The sequence below is a fragment of the Amycolatopsis sp. NPDC058986 genome, from assembly GCF_042741125.1.
In the GTDB taxonomy this organism is placed as follows: Bacteria; Actinomycetota; Actinomycetes; order Mycobacteriales; family Pseudonocardiaceae; genus Amycolatopsis.
Genome location: NZ_JBHYJW010000052.1, coordinates 29,972 through 47,618, shown reverse-complemented (window position 1 = coordinate 47,618; position 17,647 = coordinate 29,972). Strand labels below are relative to the sequence as shown.

General features: G+C 68.9%; 9 protein-coding genes. All 9 read left to right on the top strand.

Annotated elements, in window-relative coordinates; genetic code table 11:
* The first annotated feature begins 51 nt into the window (after window positions 1–51).
* A complete protein-coding gene (locus tag ACFW0G_RS34430) occupies window positions 52–864 on the top strand; it encodes a hypothetical protein (protein ID WP_378329655.1) in 813 nt (270 codons plus the stop codon).
* Between the two features lie 103 nt (window positions 865–967).
* Window positions 968–3,556, top strand: coding sequence for a WXG100 family type VII secretion target (locus ACFW0G_RS34425; protein WP_378329654.1), 2,589 nt, complete (start codon window positions 968–970; stop codon window positions 3,554–3,556).
* Between the two features lie 49 nt (window positions 3,557–3,605).
* Complete coding sequence (gene eccCa / locus ACFW0G_RS34420; RefSeq protein WP_378329653.1) at window positions 3,606–7,583, top strand: type VII secretion protein EccCa; 3,978 nt, start codon at window positions 3,606–3,608, stop codon at window positions 7,581–7,583.
* 61 nt (window positions 7,584–7,644) lie between these two features.
* Window positions 7,645–9,039 (top strand): type VII secretion integral membrane protein EccD, encoded by a 1,395-nt coding sequence (eccD, locus tag ACFW0G_RS34415; protein ID WP_378329652.1) that lies wholly within the window; start codon window positions 7,645–7,647, stop codon window positions 9,037–9,039.
* A gap of 9 nt (window positions 9,040–9,048) precedes the next feature.
* Window positions 9,049–10,389, top strand: a complete 1,341-nt coding sequence (gene eccB, locus ACFW0G_RS34410) for a type VII secretion protein EccB (protein WP_378329651.1) — start codon at window positions 9,049–9,051, stop codon at window positions 10,387–10,389.
* Between the two features lie 204 nt (window positions 10,390–10,593).
* Window positions 10,594–13,068, top strand: coding sequence for a hypothetical protein (locus ACFW0G_RS34405; protein WP_378329650.1), 2,475 nt, complete (start codon window positions 10,594–10,596; stop codon window positions 13,066–13,068).
* A gap of 66 nt (window positions 13,069–13,134) precedes the next feature.
* The gene (locus ACFW0G_RS34400; RefSeq protein WP_378329649.1) at window positions 13,135–16,476 is read left to right on the top strand and encodes a right-handed parallel beta-helix repeat-containing protein; all 3,342 of its coding nucleotides are present in this window, start codon (window positions 13,135–13,137) and stop codon (window positions 16,474–16,476) included.
* Between the two features lie 112 nt (window positions 16,477–16,588).
* A complete protein-coding gene (locus ACFW0G_RS34395) occupies window positions 16,589–17,002 on the top strand; it encodes a YbaB/EbfC family nucleoid-associated protein (RefSeq protein WP_378329648.1) in 414 nt (137 codons plus the stop codon).
* A 74-nt stretch (window positions 17,003–17,076) separates the two neighbouring features.
* Window positions 17,077–17,647, top strand: a 571-nt coding sequence (locus ACFW0G_RS34390; protein ID WP_378329647.1) for a hypothetical protein, incomplete at its 3' end; no start/stop codon positions are given.

Below are 17,647 nucleotides of genomic sequence, written 5' to 3'. Positions count from 1 at the left end.
CCCTGACTTTTTCCCCGACATCGGCGGCCCGGCTCTCTGGAGGTGGTTCTTGTGGTTGACAAGTCACAAGAATGGATCAACAACGACGCGTGGAAAAAAGACACGGATATCAACTGGGACAGGCTCGACTACTACGTCGAACGGGGCTACCTGACGCCGGAGGAGCGCGACCTGGTCCATGCCTACGCGAGCCTGAAAGAGTCCGGTGAGTCCCCCGGCACGTACAGTTCGGGCCAACGCTTTGGCGGTAAAAGCGAGTACAGCGGCAGCTACAAGTCCGCTCTCGATGCCGAGCTCAAGTTCGTCAAGGTGGACGACGAACACAAGAAAGACCCGGAGTTCGACAAGAAAGACCCCAAGATTTCGGCCCCGAAGAACGGTGTTCCGCCGCCGGATGGGAGCAATTACCATGCGCCGCCGGTCAATCTTCCCGAGGCGCCCAAGGTGCCGGGAGCCGAGGGCGACGGACATTTCAACGGCAAGGACCGGATCGCGGTCAACACCCAGGCGCTGAGTATCTTCGCCGACAATATCGATAAGCTTCGATCGGAGTTGGTCGATCCGTTACGCGCGAAGACCAATGATCTGGACGTGCGGCCGGGCGGTTTCAACGTCGCGTACAAGTTGCGGCAGAAGATCACCACGGGTAAAGGCGATTCGGACCCGGGGCTCAGGGGCAACTTGAGCGATTACGTCACCCAATTGGGTGTCCAGCTGGGGAACATCCGGGATGAGGTGCGCAAGCTGGTCGCCGACTACGACAACACCGAGGATCTGAACAAGCTCGGCGCGGAAAAGCTCAACACGATCATGAACGATTCGTTCAGCTACATCGACAAGAACTCGCAGAAGCCGGGTTCGTAGCGCGCGTCGTGGATGGTGCTCGACCGCCGTCGGCACCCGATTCTCGTAACGCGTTCGGACGTATTGATCCACATTGGCACGGTATCGGCAGCGGTGAGGGACTATGGGCGACAGTGGTGGCGGCGACGGGAAAATCACGGAAGGCTCGGCTAAGGGCTACCCGGGCAACGTCTTCGAGTCCGGCCCTCCCGACGACAAGTATGGCATCTACGTCCAGCTCAATGGGAAGCCCGGCGATAACGACAATGATTTCATGAGCTGGGATTGGAAACAGATCAAGGCTGCCGTTCACGGCGGAGTGGTCATTTCCGACGAGGCGCAGATAGCACGTGCCAATGAAGCAGTCAATCCGGCGACCCTGTACACGGCGGGTAACAGCCTTTCCTATATCGAGCAATCCTTGCACCGAGTTGCCGAGAATCTTCTCGGTCAGGCGACCTCGGTGGCCGGTGAAGGTGGTTCGTGGAAGGGTAAAGCTGCCGACACGTTCTTCGCGAAAATGCAAACACTGGCCAATAATATTCGCAACAATGCGGATATGATCAGTGATCCCAAGAATTCCTCGGCTGCCATTCCTGACAGCTTGTACTCAAATGGCGAATGGCTGGAGTGGGCGCGTCGGCAGACGGACTATCTCGACGATTACTACGCCAGGGTTGCCCGGATCCGTGGCTTCGCTCCGCTGATGGACGATGGCCACGGTGGCTCGTACGTGATGATCCACAAGGATCCGGCGGTCGTCAACGCCATGAACTCCGAGATGCGAAACGCTATGCGGGAGCTGGCGGCGAAATATGTTATCACGCAAAATAAGGTGCAGCAGACGAACCCCATCCAGCCGGGCACCGGCAATGGCGGCGGTGGCGGTGACGGCGTCAAGCAGCCCCCGCCTTACGATCCGCCCAAGTTCGATTACCCCTCGCCGCCGGACTACAAGGTGCCGGAGTACAACGCGTCGCCCCCTCCTGCTTCGGTGCCTCCGCCGGGTTCGGTCCCCCCGCCAGGTTCGGTTCCCCCGCCGGGTTCGGTGCCTCCTCCTGACGGCATGAATGCCAAGGCCAACGGCAATGGGCCGGCTGATGTGCCGCCCCCGGGTTCGGTGCCTCCACCTGGCTCTGTACCTCCACCTGGCTCTGTGCCGCCTCCGGGTTCGGTGCCTCCTCCTGACGGCGTGAAGGCCAAGGCCAATGGCGATGGGCCGCCTGGTTCGGTGCCGCCGCCTGGTTCGGTGCCTCCTCCGGGTTCCGTGCCGCCGCCTGGTTCGGTGCCTCCTCCGGGTTCGGTTCCCCCGCCCGGCTCTGTGCCGCCGCCTGGTTCGGTGCCGCCGCCTGGCGGTTCGAAGGCCAATGCCAACGGCAATGGCTCGGGTTCGGTGCCTCCTCCCGGCTCTGTGCCTCCTCCAGGTTCGGTGCCGCCTCCTGGCTCTGTACCCCCGCCGGGTTCGGTTCCCCCGCCGGCTTCGAATCCGCAGGACTGGTCGCCGAACGCCGGGAGCGCGCAGGGTGGCGACCAGAACAAGGGCGGTGGGATGCCGATGATGCCGCCGATGTCGCCTGGTGGTGCGGGTGGTGGTGGTCAGGGTGCGGAGCGTCCGGATGCTGCTGGGTTGTTGAAGGCGGGTTCGGAGCCGTGGGAGGACGGGGTGCCGTCGGTGGGTGATCCGCAGGTGCCTGTTGGTGGTACGCAGCAGGGTCTTGGTGGGATGCCGATGATGCCGCCGATGTCGCCTGGTGGTGCGGGTGGTGGTGGTCAGGGTGCGGAGCGTCCGGATGCTGCTGGGTTGCTGAAGGCCGGTACCGAGCCGTGGGAGAGCGAGGTGGCCGATCTCGGTGAACCCGAGGCACCCCAGGGAGCCCTGCCCGGCGTCGCCGGGCCGGATCCTTCGGCGTCCACTGTGGATGGTCCGGATCTCCCCTTGCCCGGAATCGTGTCAGCGGTGCCCGGTCCGCCGGACTGGTCGCCGTCGGTCGAAGACCCGGTTCCCGGCATGGGCGCGCTGCCGGTACTGCCGCCCTGGGCCGGGAACCGGGAGCCGGCGGACGAGCGTCCGAAGGCTTCCGAGCTGCTGGAGTCCACCGACACGCCGTGGGAGCGCGAAGGGCCCGACCTCGGCGAACCGGAGGTGCCTCGGGCCACCGAGATCCAGGAGACAGCCGACTGGCCTCCGGCCGGGGCCGGGGTGGGGGCCGGGGCCGCTTCGCCGGACCAGGAGCCGGAGCCGGCGGAACCGCCGGAGGACTGGGTTCCCGTCGTCCGGCGGGAGAACGACGGCGTGGACACCAGCGCCTGGGAAGTACCCGGCGGGGGATTGCCCTGGCTGGCCCCGTTCCCGGTGGCCGGACGGACCGAGGAGAGCGACCGCGACCGCCCCGGGCCGGATTACACCGAGCGCGACACCCGGCCGTGGGAACCGGCGGGGGACGCCAACTGGCGCCGTACCAAGTGGGCCGAGGTCCAGACCACGTATGACAAGGCGGAGGAGAAACCGATCCTCTGCGGAGGGCTGAACCTCACTCCGGAGGAACTCGCCGCCATGGAGGAAGAGGAAGAGCGGGCCAGGCTCGAAGCGGAGCGGGCCGACGCGGATCAGGAGGCGGAAGAGAAGGAGCGGACCAGCGCGGATCTGCTCGTGCGGGATACCTCGGCCTGGGGCGACAAACCGGCCGGCCCGCCTTCCGGAGTGATCGGCTGACAGAGAACCGCGCAACAGTCCACATCGTCCAGTCAAGCGAGGCCCCCCAATGAGTACCGTCACAGTGAAGCGGCCCCCTCGGGCTGCCGGGCCGGAGATGCCCGAGGGAGAGGTCGAGCTGCAGGAACCGCCGGTGATGGCCGAGCCGGCGTCCATGGATTTCCGTTCGGCGGCCATGTATCTGCCGATGGGTGCCGGTTCGGCAGGCATGGTCATGATGTTCGCGATGTCCAGTGGCTCCCCCACCATGTACATGATGGGCGGGGTCATGGGCGTGGGCATGATGGCCATGGGGCTCAGCCAGATCGGCCGGACCGGCGCGGAACGCAAGCGCAAGATGCGTGCCGAACGGCGCGACTTCCTCCGCTACATCGCGCAGTTGCGGGAAAGGGCAAGGGAGTCCGCCGACGAGCAGCGTCGTTCGGTGGCCTGGACCAACCCCGAGCCCTCCTGGCTGTGGTCGATGGCGAACGGCTCCAGGCTGTGGGAGCGCAGGCCGAACGACGACGACTTCGGTCGCTGCCGGATCGGCCTGGGCACCCAGGCGGCGGCGATCCGCTACACCGCTCCGTCCACCAAGCCGATCGAGGACCTCGAGCCGCTTTCCGCGGTCTCGTTGCGCCGTTTCCGCGAGGCTTACCGGACCGTGTCGGGAATCCCGATTTCGGTGCGACTGCGCAGCTTCACCAGTGTGGAGTTCGCCGGTGCCCCGGAGGCGGCGGTGGGGCTGGTCCGGTCGATCCTCGGTCAGCTGGTCGTCTTCCACTCGCCGGACGAGCTGCTGGTGGCGGTGCTGACCGGGGAGGCAGGCCAGCCGGAATGGGACTGGGTGAAGTGGTTGCCGCACAACGCCCATCCCACGGACGAAGACATCGCGGGCCCGTTGCGTCTTTTCGCCGGTGATCACCAGGAACTGCTGGACGTGCTCGGTCCGGAGATCACCGAGCGCCCGGACCACGATCCGGGCAGCCGGCCCGGCAGCATCGAACCGCTCGTCGTGATCGTGGCGCACCAGACGGAGATTCCCGAGACCTCACGGCTGCTCGACGCCGGGATCCGCAACGTGGTGCTGCTGGATCTCACCGGAAAGGTGCCAGGAGGCCGGAAAGTGCTCCGGCTGACCGCGGAAGAGGAATCGGTGGAGTACCCGTCCGGGGAGGACACCGGATCCGCGCAGCGCGACGATCTGAGCCTGGTCCAGGCGGAGGCACTGGCCAGGCTGCTCGCGCCGAAGCGGACCAGCGGCACGGTCGACGTCGTCGACCAGCCGCTGGAGAGCGACTTCGAGCTGACCGGCCTGCTGGGCATCCGTGATCCGCGGACATTCGACGTGCCGGGGCTGTGGCGTCCCCGGATGGCACAGCGGGCCCGGTTGCAGGTGCCGATCGGGGTCAGCGAGGGCGGCGAGGTCGTCGACCTCGATCTGAAGGAGTCCGCTCAGGGCGGCATGGGCCCGCACGGCATGCTGATCGGCGCCACCGGGTCCGGCAAGAGCGAGCTGCTGCGCACACTGGTCACCGGCCTGGCCGCGACGCATTCCTCGGAGATCCTGAACCTGGTGCTGGTCGACTTCAAGGGCGGCGCGACGTTCCTCGGCATGGACAAACTGCCGCACACCTCGGCGATGATCACCAACCTGGCCGATGAACTGCCGCTGGTGGACCGGATGCAGGACGCGCTCAACGGCGAGATGGTGCGCCGGCAGGAATTGCTGCGGGAGAGCGGGTACTCCTCGGCGTTCGAGTACGAGAAGGCCCGTGGCGGCGGGGCCCAGCTGGTGCCGTTCCCGAGCCTGCTGATCGTGGTCGACGAGTTCAGCGAGTTGCTGAGCAGCAAGCCGGAGTTCATGGACCTGTTCGTCTCCATCGGCAGGCTCGGCCGCAGCCTCGGGGTGCATCTGCTGCTGGCCTCGCAGCGTCTGGAGGAGGGCCGGATCCACCGGGTCGAGGGGCACCTGTCCTACCGGATCGCGTTGCGCACCTTCTCCTCGATGGAGTCCAGGGCGGTGATCGGTGCCACCCATGCCTATGAGCTGCCGTCCGAGCCGGGTAACGGCTATCTGAAGATCGACACCACCACGCTGGTCCGGTTCAAGGGCGCCTACGTCTCCGGGCCGTGCCCGCCGAGCGAGGGCGGTCCGGCGGCACCGGTGGGGAACCGGGCCTTCGCCGACGTCGTCCCGTTCCACACCCGGCTTCAGCCGAGCAAGTACGTGGTCACCCCGGACGAGATCGAGCCGGAGCCGGGCGCCGAGCCGCTCGAACACGCCGAGCGAGAGGTGGGCGACGACGTGCCCGCGCTGTCCGAGGTCATCATCGAGCGGCTGGTGGGTGCCGGACCGCCGGCGCGGCAGGTTTGGCTGCCACCGCTGTCGGAGGCGCCGAGCCTGGACTCGCTGCTGCCGACCGTGGTGCCGGATCCGTCGCGCGGCATGACCATCACCGCCACCGGTGTGCTGCAGGTGCCGGTCGGGGTGGTGGACCGGCCCTACGAGCAGCGGCGGGATCTGCTGGTGGCCGATCTTTCCGGTGCGGACGGGCACGTCGGGGTGGCGGGTGCACCGCAGAGCGGCAAGTCGACGTTGCTGCGGACCCTGATCCTGGGGCTCGCACTGGCCAACACCCCGGAGGAAGTCCAGTTCTACTGCCTGGATTTCGGCGGCGGCGGGCTGATGTCGGTGGCCGGGCTGCCGCATGTGGGCTCGGTGGCGACCCGGATGGAGCACGACCGGGTCGTGCGTACCATCGCCGAACTCGACCAGCTGCTGGAACGTCGTGAGGCGCTGTTTGCCGAGCACGGTTTCGAATCGATCACCGCCTACCTGCGGGCACGGCAGCGCGGCGAGATCCAGGACCCCTACGGCCACGTGTTCCTCGTGGTGGACGGCTGGTTCACGGTCAAACAGGACTTCGACGCGGTGGAGGGCAAGATCGGCGAGCTGGCCTCCCGCGGTCTGTCGTTCGGCATCCACGTGGTGCTCAGCGGTACCCGGTGGTCGGAGATCAGGCCGTGGCTGCGCGATCTGCTGGGCACGAAGTTCGAACTGCGGCTCGGCGACTCGATGGAGTCGGAGTTCGGTTCGCGCAAGGCGGCGAAGGTTCCGGCCCAGCCCGGCCGGGGCATCATCACCGACGGATTCCACTTCCTGACGGCGCTGCCGAGGCTGGACGGTATGTCCTCTGTGGACGATCTGGCGGATACCACCAAATCGGTCGCGGAGGAGGTGCGGGCGTTCTGGCCGGGCCGCCCGGCACCACAGGTGCGGATGCTGCCGAGGCAGCTGCCGGTGGAGGACCTGCCCACGCCCCAGCCGGATTTCCGGGTGTGCCTCGGCTACGACGAGCAACGGCTGGAGCCGGTGTGGCACGACTTCGGTGTTCAGCCGCATCTGATGGTCTTCGGGGACGGTGCCACCGGCAAGACGAACCTGCTGCGGCTGATGTTGCGGGCGATCCGGCACCGCTACACCCCGGAGCAGGCCAAGATCGTGCTCGGCGACACGCGCCGCGACCTCGACCAGGAGATCCCCGAGGGCTACGGCGTGGGGCACGGGTTCACCCCGGACACGATGTTCGAGCTGGCCGGTCAGGCGGTCGGCTCGTTGACCAAGCGCCTGCCGGGCCAGGACATCACCTCCGACCGGTTGCGCAAGCGTGACTGGTGGGACGGACCGGAACTGTTCATCGTCGTCGACGACTACGAACTGCTCGGCCGGGGCGGGGTCAGCTCGGCGCTGGAGCCGCTGCTGCCGATGATCCCGCAAGGGGTGCACATCGGACTCCACCTGATCATCGCCCGCAGCACCTCCGGTGCGATGCGGTCGATGATGGACCCGGTACTGCGCAGGCTCTGGGAGCTCGGCACTCCCGGCCTGGTGCTGTCCTACCCGAAGGAAGAAGGCAAGTTCCTCGGCGAGGCGCCGCCACGCAAGTTGCCTCCCGGCCGGGCGCAGCTCGTCACCCGCCGGGGCATCGGGCTCATCCAGACCGGATTGGTCACCGCCGACGTCGCCCAGAGCGTGTCGTGATGAACGAGAACGTTGTCGTGCAGGCACCAACCACAAAGACCATTCGCGACTGAGGAATACCATGAGCGCTATTGCCGGTGAGCTGTGCCGGATCACGGTTTACGGGCCCGACGGCCGGGCCGATCTCGCGGTGCCGGTGTCGACGACGGTCGCCGACCTGGTTCCGGTGCTGCTGAGCCACACCCGCAGGAACCCGGAAGCCGAGGAGCAGGGTTCCTGGATCCTGCAGCGGCTCGGTGAGACGCCGCTGGACCCGGACGGCACCCCGGAAACCCTGGACTGGCTCGAGGGCGAGCAACTCTACCTGCGGCCGGCCGCCGATCCGTTGCCGGAGCTGGATTTCGACGATCTGGCCGATGGCATCGCGACCTCGGTCGCGCAGCGCGGCGACCGCTGGAAGCCGGAGTACAACGCCGTCCTGTTCCGCGTCCTGTCCGGGGTGGTCGCCCTCGTCATCGCGCTGGCCCTGCTCGGCGACGGGCCGACCGGGCTGCATGCCGGGTTCGCCCTCGGGCTGGGCGTGGTGTTCATCGCCGGTGCCGCGGTGGTCGCCAAGAAGCTCGCCGACCTGATGCTGACCCGCTTGGCAGGCTTGGCGGGCTGTGTTTTCGTCGGCCTCGCCGGGTTGATCACCGCCGACGGGGCGGCCGATATGGCCGCGTTGACGCCGCAGGGAATCGTGGTGGCCGGCGGCGCCACCGCGGTGTCGGCCGCGGTCCTGCTGATACTGCGGCGTTTCGTCGCCGACGACATTCCCTTCGCACCGTTCGTGACCGTCTTTCTCGTCGCGCTGGCACTGATCGTCGGTGTATGGCTGGGCTCGGGCTTCGACCTGACTCCTGGCCGCGTCGCGGGCGTGCTGGCCACCCTGTTCCTCGGCGTGGTGATCTTCGTGCCGAAGGTGGCCATCCGGGCCGCTTTCCTGCGGGGGCCGCAGTTGCCGCGCAACGCCGCGGACCTTCAGCAGGACATCGATCCGGCCCCGGCCGACGAGGTCTCGGCCAGGACGGCCACCGCGGACCGCTACATCAGCGTCGCGATGGTCTCCGCGGCCGCGGTTTCGGTCGGCTCGTACCCGTTCATCCTTGCCGAGCCGGGCTGGATCGGCTGGACGATGGTCAGCCTGCTCGCCGCCGGCCTGCTGCTGCGCTCGCGTAGTTTCGTCGGTGTCTGGCAACGGATTTCGCTGGTCACCGCGGGAACCGTGGGGCTGGGCTTGGTGGTGCTCTTCCACGCGCAGCGATTCCCGCCGGAGTGGCGGACCGTGCTCCTCGTTGGCGTGCTCCTGGCGCTGTTCGCGGTGGTGCAGGGCGCACTGCGGCCGGTCAACCGGCGTCTGCTGCCGATCTGGGGGCACCTGGCCAACATCTTCGACACCGTCACCGGGCTCGCGGCGCTCCCGCTGCTGCTCCAGTTGCTCGGCGTCTACGCCTGGGCACGCGGATTGGCCGGGTGAGGGCGGACCATGCAGACGCAGCGAGACCATGTGCACGCCTATCAGTTCATGATGGGCCGGATGAGCTCCGCGCTCCTGCTCAGCGACGCCGCCAGCGCCGAGGTCCCCGCCCGGCGCGCCGCGGTCGGCGTGAACATCGGGGTGGCGCTTGCGGTGCTGATCGGCATCGGTTTCGGGGTTTTCGGCCTGCTGGTGCCGGGTGGCAACACGTCGTGGCAGGCGAAGGGCACGATCGTCGTCGAGAAGGAGACCGGCACCCGGTACGTGAATCTCGGCGGCGTGCTCCACCCGACGCTGAACTACGCCTCGGCGAAACTGCTGCAGGGGCCGGGCGCCAAGATCGACCTGGTGTCCCGGGAGTCGCTGCGGGACGCGCCGCGCGGAGCACCGGTCGGCATTCCGGACGCGCCGCAGGTGCTGCCCGCCCCGGGAGATCTGGCCGGTGCCGGCTGGCTGGCCTGCCTGCCGGACCGGGACAGCGGTGACGCGGTCACCCCGCAGCAGCTGAGCCTGAACTTCGATCCGCGCGTGGCGAACGTGCCGCTGCCCCCGGACCGCTATCTGCTGGTGCAGTCCCCGGCGGGGACGCAGTACGTGCTCTGGCATGGAACCAAGCTGCAGGTCGGCTCGCCGATCGTGGCCGTCGCGCTCGGCATGGCCGCGGTCCGGCCGATCTCCGCGCCGCAGCTGTGGCTCGACGCGCTGCCCGACGGGCCGGTGCTCGCACCCGCGGGCATCACCGGTGCGGGTGGCTCGGGCGCCACCGTCGGCGGCACCTCGTACAAGGTGGGACAGCTGTTCGAACAGCATCCCGTCAACGGCGAGGTGCAGCGTTTCGTGCTGCAGCACGACGGTTTGGCACCGGTGAACACCACCGAGTTCATGCTGCTCGGCGCCGTCGGCTCGGCGGACCCGGTGCGCATCGACGCGGCGGCGCTCGCGTCGGCCCCGCGCTCGGCCGACCAGTCGCTCACCAAGCGGCTGCCCGATGTGGGCAACGCGAAGTGGCTGGACAGCGGTGCCGGCGCGCTCTGCCTGCGGCAGGTTCCGGTCGGCGACAAGGTCACCAGCGCGGTGGTCATCGGCGGCCCCGGCGCCGCCGCCGGACCCGGTGTCCACACGCGACCCGGCACCGGGGTGCTCGTCGGCGCGGTGCCGCTCCCCGCCGGGCGCAAGGTGCCGGATCGCTACCTCCTCACCGACGGCAAGAAGTACCTGCTGCCGGACGACAACTCCATGAAAGCCCTGGATTACGTCGGCGTCCCGGTCCGGCCGATGCCGGTCGAAGAGCTTGCCGGCGTCCCGGGCGGTCCGGTGCTGAGCGCGGCCACCATGGGGGTGCCGAAGTGATCAGTTCTGCCGCCGAGGTCCGAGGAGGGGGACCGGTTCCGGCCGGAGCCGGGTCTCGGCGCGCTCGGCACCGCGTCCGGCCCGGTACCGGGATTCCGGGTGGCGAAGCCGGTTCGGTGAAGCCGGGCCGTGGCACGTCGAGTCCCATCCGGCAGGCGGCAAAGGTCGCTGATCGAACCGGCTTTCAGAAGGGGTGACCAACCGATGTCCCGACGCTCACCGCTTTCCCGGCGCCGTCTCCGTGCGCCGGGGATCGCACTGGCCAGCCACACCGTGGGCAACGCGCTCGTGGTCTATCCCGAAGACCGGATAACCGACGAAGCGAAGGCGCTGGCGCTGTCGGTGGCCCCCGATGCCGAGCACGAGATGGTCGTCCTCGACCTGCCGGGCGGCGTTCCGGTCTCCGCCTGGAACTCGATAGCCGACCTGCTGCCCCGGCGGCGGCGTGGGGTGCGGGTGATCATGGGGGGCCGCTCGCGCGAGACGGTCGCCCTCACCGGCCAGTGGCTGTCGGAACGGCTGGGGCGCACCGTGGTGGCACCGGACGGTGCGGTCTTCCCCGGCACGGGAGGCACGTTGTTCGTGCATTCCGGCAAGGGCAGCGGGTGGGTGCGATTCCGGCCCGGGCACGCTCCCGAGTGGGAGGCGAAGCGGTTTCCCCGGCCGTCATGGGATTCCGGTGCGATCGATCCGTGGCCGACCAGCTCGCTCTGCGTCGCCGATCCGATTCCGGGCGGGGTGTGGATCCACCCGGCGGCTCGCGATTCCGCCACCGGCGGGCATTGGTCGCGGCTGGTCCGCGGGGTGCCGTGCCAGCCGGAGGTGCTCACCGTGGTGCTCGGCTGCCCTGGCACGCCGCCGGTGTCCCTGGACGACGTCAGCCGCTTCTGGCGCTGGCTCGACAGCGGCCTTCGCGAGCGGTTGCGGTTCGTGCAGTACGGGCCGGTCCGGGTGCCCGCCGGGGAGACACTCGGGCAGGCGCTCGCGGATCTGCTCGGTACCGGGGTGATCTGCTACACCGGCATACCGGTGGGTTCACCCGACGCGCCGGAGGTCTACACCCTCGCCGCGGACGGCGGAATGGGCTGGCGGCCGTTCGCCAGCGAACTCGGGTACCTGCCGCGGACCGATCCCGCCTTCACCGGAACTCCCCGGATGCTGGCGCACCGCTCCCCGGTCGCCGGCGCCGGATTGGAACAGATCTCGCCGGCGGTTTACTGGTACACCCCGGACTCGGTGATCGAGGTCGTGCAGTCGGGCTTGTGGGTGCGGCCACCCAGGGACGCGCAGAATCCCGAGGCTGTGCGTGCGCGAGTGTGGGACGCCGAGGCCGGCGTGCTCGCCTTCGACGCCGGTGACGAGGACCGGGCGCAGCGCATGGAGATGCTCGCCAGGGACGTGCTGGCCCGCCTGGACCCGGCGACCCGCGCCCGCGCACGGCTGATGCCGGTTTCGGAGCTGGGCCGGGAAGCTGTCCGCGTCGCCGGTCTGGCCGGCGGAGAACTGCGTGCCGAGCCGGCGCAAGCGGCCGCGGGCACCGTGCAGCTGCCTTCGGTGCCCGCCGTTCCGCGGCTGACCGTGTCGGCCGAGCCGGTCGTCCCGCACGTACCGGCCGAGGTCGTGGCGAAGGTGGACGCTCCCGCACCGGTGGCGGCCTCGTTCATCGAGGCCCCGCCGCTGGCCGTGGCACTCCCCGTCCTCGACGAGCCGGTGGCGGCCGGCGTGCGGGAGCCGGTCGCCGGATCGGAGTCGCCGGGCTCGGGCACATTCGGCTCCATCGCGGACCGACTGGCCCCGGCGGCTCCGGAGCCGGCTCCCGAGGCGCCCGTGGAGAAGGCCGAGCCTCCCGCGCCTCCCGCGGAAACCCCGGTGGCCCCTCGTTTCCAGCCCACTCCGCAGCCGACGGCGTCGGCGCTGGTTTCGGGGCACGATCTCGTCGAGGAGCGGGGCTGGCTGCGCCGGACGTTGAGCCGGGAATTCGACGCGATGGCGCACTCGGTCTCCCGGATCCTCTCCGAGCATCCCGGTTTCCAGACCACGAGCGGTAGTACGCCGGCCGACGTGCTGACCGACATCGTGGCAGTGCGGCTTTACCTTTCGCGCCAGGGCGAATCGATCGATCAGGCGCTGCGGACGGCGGACAACGGCCCGCATGTGCCCTTCGCCCGGTGCGTGGTCGCCGGCTTGACGCGGCTTCCCTCGCATCGCGGTGCGACGATCTTCGCCGCGTCTCCCACTCCCGCGGAGTGGGAGCTTCTGCGGCGCCGCCGGCTGATCACCGACTGGAGTTTCGTCCACACGCTCACCGAACCCAGTGCGGACCAGCGCGGTGCGGTCGATGTGCTGCTGTGGTCGCTGACCGCGCGCCGGACGAAGCTGATCGAGCCCGCCGGCGAGGACGAGGTCGACAACCGGGTGGTGTTCGTGCCGGGAACCCGCTTCAAGGTCCTGGAGATCACGGAGCCGGGGTCCGACGGGACACGGGGCCGGATCCTGCTTCGCGAACTGGCCGTGTCCGAAGTGGACGAAAGTGGCCGGGTGGACGCGCGGCAGGCGCTGGACGAACTGGCGATCACGTCGCTCCAGCGGTGCACGGACCGCTGGGCGACGGCACAACCGCGTGGTGTGGTGGGGGAAGCGGCACGAGGCCGGTTCGGCGCACTGCCCGGGCTGGTGTGAACGTGGTGGCGAACCGCCGTGGCCCTCGGGGAATCCGGGGAAAGGGCGACTGGAAGGTGACGGGCGATGAATCGTGAACTGCTGACGGTGGGCGCGGATCGGCAAGGGGGCTATCCCTCGATCGGCGCCGCGCTGGCCGTGGCCCGTGATGGCGCGATGATCAGCGTCCGGCCGGGCAGGTACGAGGAGAACCTCGTCGTCGACCGGACGGTCAGCATCGCCGCCGACACCGACGGCACGGTCGAGGTGTACGCGGCCAAGGGCAGCGCGCTGGTCGTCGACGCCGACGGTGTTCAGCTCCGGGGCCTGAACATTTCCGGCGACGACGGCGAGTGCGCGGTGGTGGACGTGCTGCGCGGTGAGGTCGCTCTCGACAGCTGCCGGATCAGCGGCTCCTCCTGGGCGGCGCTGCTGGCCAGGGGCACCGGTTCGCTGGCGACCCGTGGCTGCGAGGTGACCAGCGGCGCGGGCGCAGGCATCGTCGTCACCTCCTCCGCGCCCAGCACGGTCGAGGACACGATTCTGTCCGATGTGGCTTCCTCGGCCGCGGTGGTCAGCGAGACCGGGTCGCTGACGTTGCGCCGGGTGGAGGTGCGCCGGCCGGGTGGCAACGGCATCTGTGTGAACGGCCGGGGCCGCTGTGTGATCGAGCAGGGAGCCGTCATCGCCGCGGCCAAGCCCGCGATCGTGGTGGACCAGCAGGGCAGCCTCCAGGTCAGTCAGCTGGACGTGCGCGAAGGCAAGAACGTCGACATCTACCTGGCGGGCGGCGCGTCGGTCAGCATCGCGGACTCCACGTTCACCGGCGCGGCGGCGCAGGCCGCGCACATCGCGGGCACGGCCCGGCCGGAGCTGCGCGGCTGCACCTTCACCGGCGCCACCCGGTGCAGCGTGCAGGTGACCGGGCAGGCCACGCCCACGCTGGTCGACTGCGTCATCGAGGATTCCCCGGTCGGGTTCATCGTGGACGCCGAGGCTTCCCCGCGGTTCGACAACGTGACGATGCGCGGCTCGATGCAGGTGCTCGCGACGATCGCCACCACGGGGACCACGCGCTTCACCCGCTTGCGGGCCGCGACCGACTCGGGCTCGGGTATGCGGATCAGCGGTGGCACCACGCAGTTCGACGGATCGTCGATCGAGATCGGCGACGCCGCGGCGATCGAGCTCACCGAGTCCGCGCAGGTGGTGGTGAACGACACGCGCCTCAGCACGAGGAGCGAGATGGCGCTGTCGGTGATCGACGCGGGCCGTGCAGAGCTGAATTCGGCCGTGTTGCAGGGGGGCGGTCTGGATGTCGGCGCCGGCCGGGTGCTGATCACCGACAGCGAAATCTCCGGGGCGGCCGCGGACGGCATCCGGGTCGCTCGTGGCGGAATCCTCACCGCGAGCCGCTGCCGGGTGCGTGGTGCGCACCGGCACGGCGTCCGGCTGCTGAGCGGAGCGCGTGCCGAGCTCACCGAATGCGAGGTGCTGGACAGCACGGTCAACGGCGCGCACCTGGAAACGACCGAGCCGGTGCGGCTGGCCCGGTGCGTGATCCGTAACAGCGGCGGTGTTCCGGTGCAACGTCCACCGCAGGACCAGGCCACGATCGAGGATCTGGTGACCGACGAGGCGCCGCGCTCGACGGCGGACCCTATGGGCTCGCTGGACCTGGGGCGGTCGCCGAACGGCACCCGGCAGGCGGAGAGCACCAGGCCACCGGAGCCCGGTGCCGCGGCACTGGGGCAGCAGCCCCTGACCGACGCCGGCAGCGTCGTGCCGGACGGGCCGCTGGCCGAGCTGGACACGCTGATCGGGCTGGAAGGGGTCAAGCAGGAGGTCCGGGGGCTGATCAACCTGATCCGGATGTCGCAGGTGCGGCAGCAGAAGGGGCTGCCGATGCCGCCGATGAGCCGGCACCTCGTGTTCGCCGGTCCGCCCGGCACCGGTAAGACGACGGTGGCGCGGCTCTACGGTGCTGTGCTGGGCGAACTCGGCATTCTCTCCAGCGGTCACATGATCGAAGCGGCCAGGGCGGATCTGGTCGGTCAGTACATCGGTTCCACCGCCATCAAGACCACCGAGCTGGTGACCAAGGCCATCGGCGGGGTGCTGTTCATCGACGAGGCCTACACGCTGACGGCGGCCACCGGCGGCGCCGGACCGGACTTCGGCCAGGAGGCCGTGGACGCGTTGATGAAGATGATGGAGGACCATCGCGACGAGCTGGTGGTGATCGTCGCGGGCTACTCCGAGCTGATGGAGAGGTTCCTCCAGTCCAACCCCGGTCTGGCCTCCCGCTTCACCCGGACCGTCGAGTTCCCCAACTACAGCGTGGAGGAACTGGTCACCATCACCACGAACCTGTGCCGCAAGCACTACTACGAGCTGACCGACGACGCGGTCGACGCGCTGGTCGACTACTTCGTCCGGATCCCGAAGGGAGAGACCTTCGGGAACGGCCGCGTCGCCCGCAAGCTGTTCGAGGCGATGATCAACACCCAGGCGTCGCGACTGGCGCTCAACCCGCCGGAGCGGGATGTCGATCTCAGCAGGCTGACCGCGGCCGACGTCCTCCCGCAGACCGAACTGCTGGAACAGCTGCCGGTCGAGGCGTCCGCGACGCCGACCCCGGACACCGATCCGGCCGCGGCGGTGCGGGCCAGCCGGGCCTGGCGGCGGATGTCCGCGTTGGTCGGCGTCGACGGCCCTCGCGAGTCCGCCGCGTCCACACTGGTGTCGTTGTGCGAGCGGAAGAACCAGCGGCGGGCCATCGGCCACTACGGCAACGCGGTACTGACCGGTCCGGAAGGTAGCGGGCGGCGGGAGCTCGCCCGCCTTTACGCACAGGGGCTCGCCGAACTCGGGCTGGCCGACAGCGGCCAGCTGGTCCGCGCGTCGTTCGCCGACGAGCTACGGCCGCACTGGCCCGGACAGGCGGAAAGCCTGCTGCGAGGGGCCTTCCAGGACGCGCAGGGCGGGCTGCTTCTTTTGGACGCCGGCGCCGATGGGGACCTCCAGCCGGAAGAGGCCGAGGCTTTGCTCGCCGCGCTGCGGAACCACACGGGTGACCCGGTCGTACTGATCACCGGTACCCCGGACGGCGTTCGTCGGTTGTTCGGGCACGCTCCGCAGCTACGGGAGTACTTCGGCCAGGGGTGGGAATTCGGCGAGTACTCCACCGGGAACCTGGCGGCGATTGCCGTCCGGTATCTGCGTGCCCGTGGCCACGAGGTGCCCGACGACGTGGCCACGGCACTGTACGCGCACATCGAGCAGTCCGGAGAGCGGACCGCGTACGGGGTGCACCGGCTGGCCGACCGGCTCGGCCGGATGGCGGCATCCCGGACGCTCACCGCCGCGGACCTCACCGGGCTGCGCTTCGCCGAGCCCACGGCCGGCGGGCTGGCTTCGGTGCGCTGAGCGCGGGAGTTCGGATACAACCCGTACCCAGATTTCCCGTGTTGGCCGGCCCTTCTGGGATTTCGGCCGTTCCCTGCCATTTACTGGTGGGTGAGGAAATTTGGAGGTTGCCATGCCTGAAGTGGACCGGACTCGGCTGGAGATGCTGAAGCAGGAGTACGAGCGCCAGATGGAGCGCATCGTGCAGATGAAGGAGCGGGTGGCCGAGATCTCGGGGACGGCGGTCTCGCCTCGGGGTGAGCTCCAGGTCACCGTGGGCAGGGCAGGCGAGGTGACCAAGGTGGACTTCCTGTCCAGCTCGTATCGTCGGATGACGAAGAACGAGCTGTCCGATCTGGTGCTCCGCACCGTCAACGACGCCCGGGACAAGGCGTCCGACCGGGCCGCGGAACTCATCCAGCCACTGATGCCCGCGGGCACGGACGTGAAGGCCATGATGACCGGCAAGGTCGACATCAGCGCCGTGATCCCGGATGACACCCGGCTTCCTGAGGTACTGCGGGAACGCTGGAGCCGGCAGTCCTGAACAACGCCGGGTTTCCGGGTACGCGAACTGTGGTCTGTCTCGCGGAATTGTCTTTGTAGGCGAAAGGAGTTGCGGTGAACCAGTTCTGGGTTGATCCCGAGGGTCTGGGCAGGAGCGGCGAGGGCTACGACGCGGTGCGAGCCCGGCTGCTGGGGCTGCAGAGCGATGTCCAGAACATTGTGGACGCCTACTCGGGCAGCTTCGGCGGCGACGACGGCGGCGTACAGTTCCGGCAGAACTTCAACGACAGCATGGGCGATTACCACGAAGGCATCGGCGGGGTGCAGCAGAGTCTCGGATTCGTTTCCGACGGGCTCAACATCAACCGCAAGACCTACAGCAACGCCCGGGACGACTCGAATCAGGCTACCTACAATTTCCTGACGAGCGGCGAGGAAGCCGGTTTCGGTGACGACTCTGGTCAGGGCTCGAACTCGGGTTCGGGGGGTTCGGGTCAGTGGGTGGCTGGGGTGGTGGAGAAGATGCCGGATGCGCCGGGGAATAGGCGGGATTTTGTGAAGTCGGGGCGTCCTGGTTCGGGTGAGGGGGATTCGGGTCAGTGGGTGGCTGGGGTGGTGGAGAAGATGCCGGATGCGCCGGGGAATAGGCGGGATTTTGTGAAGTCGGGGCGTCCTGGTTCGGGTG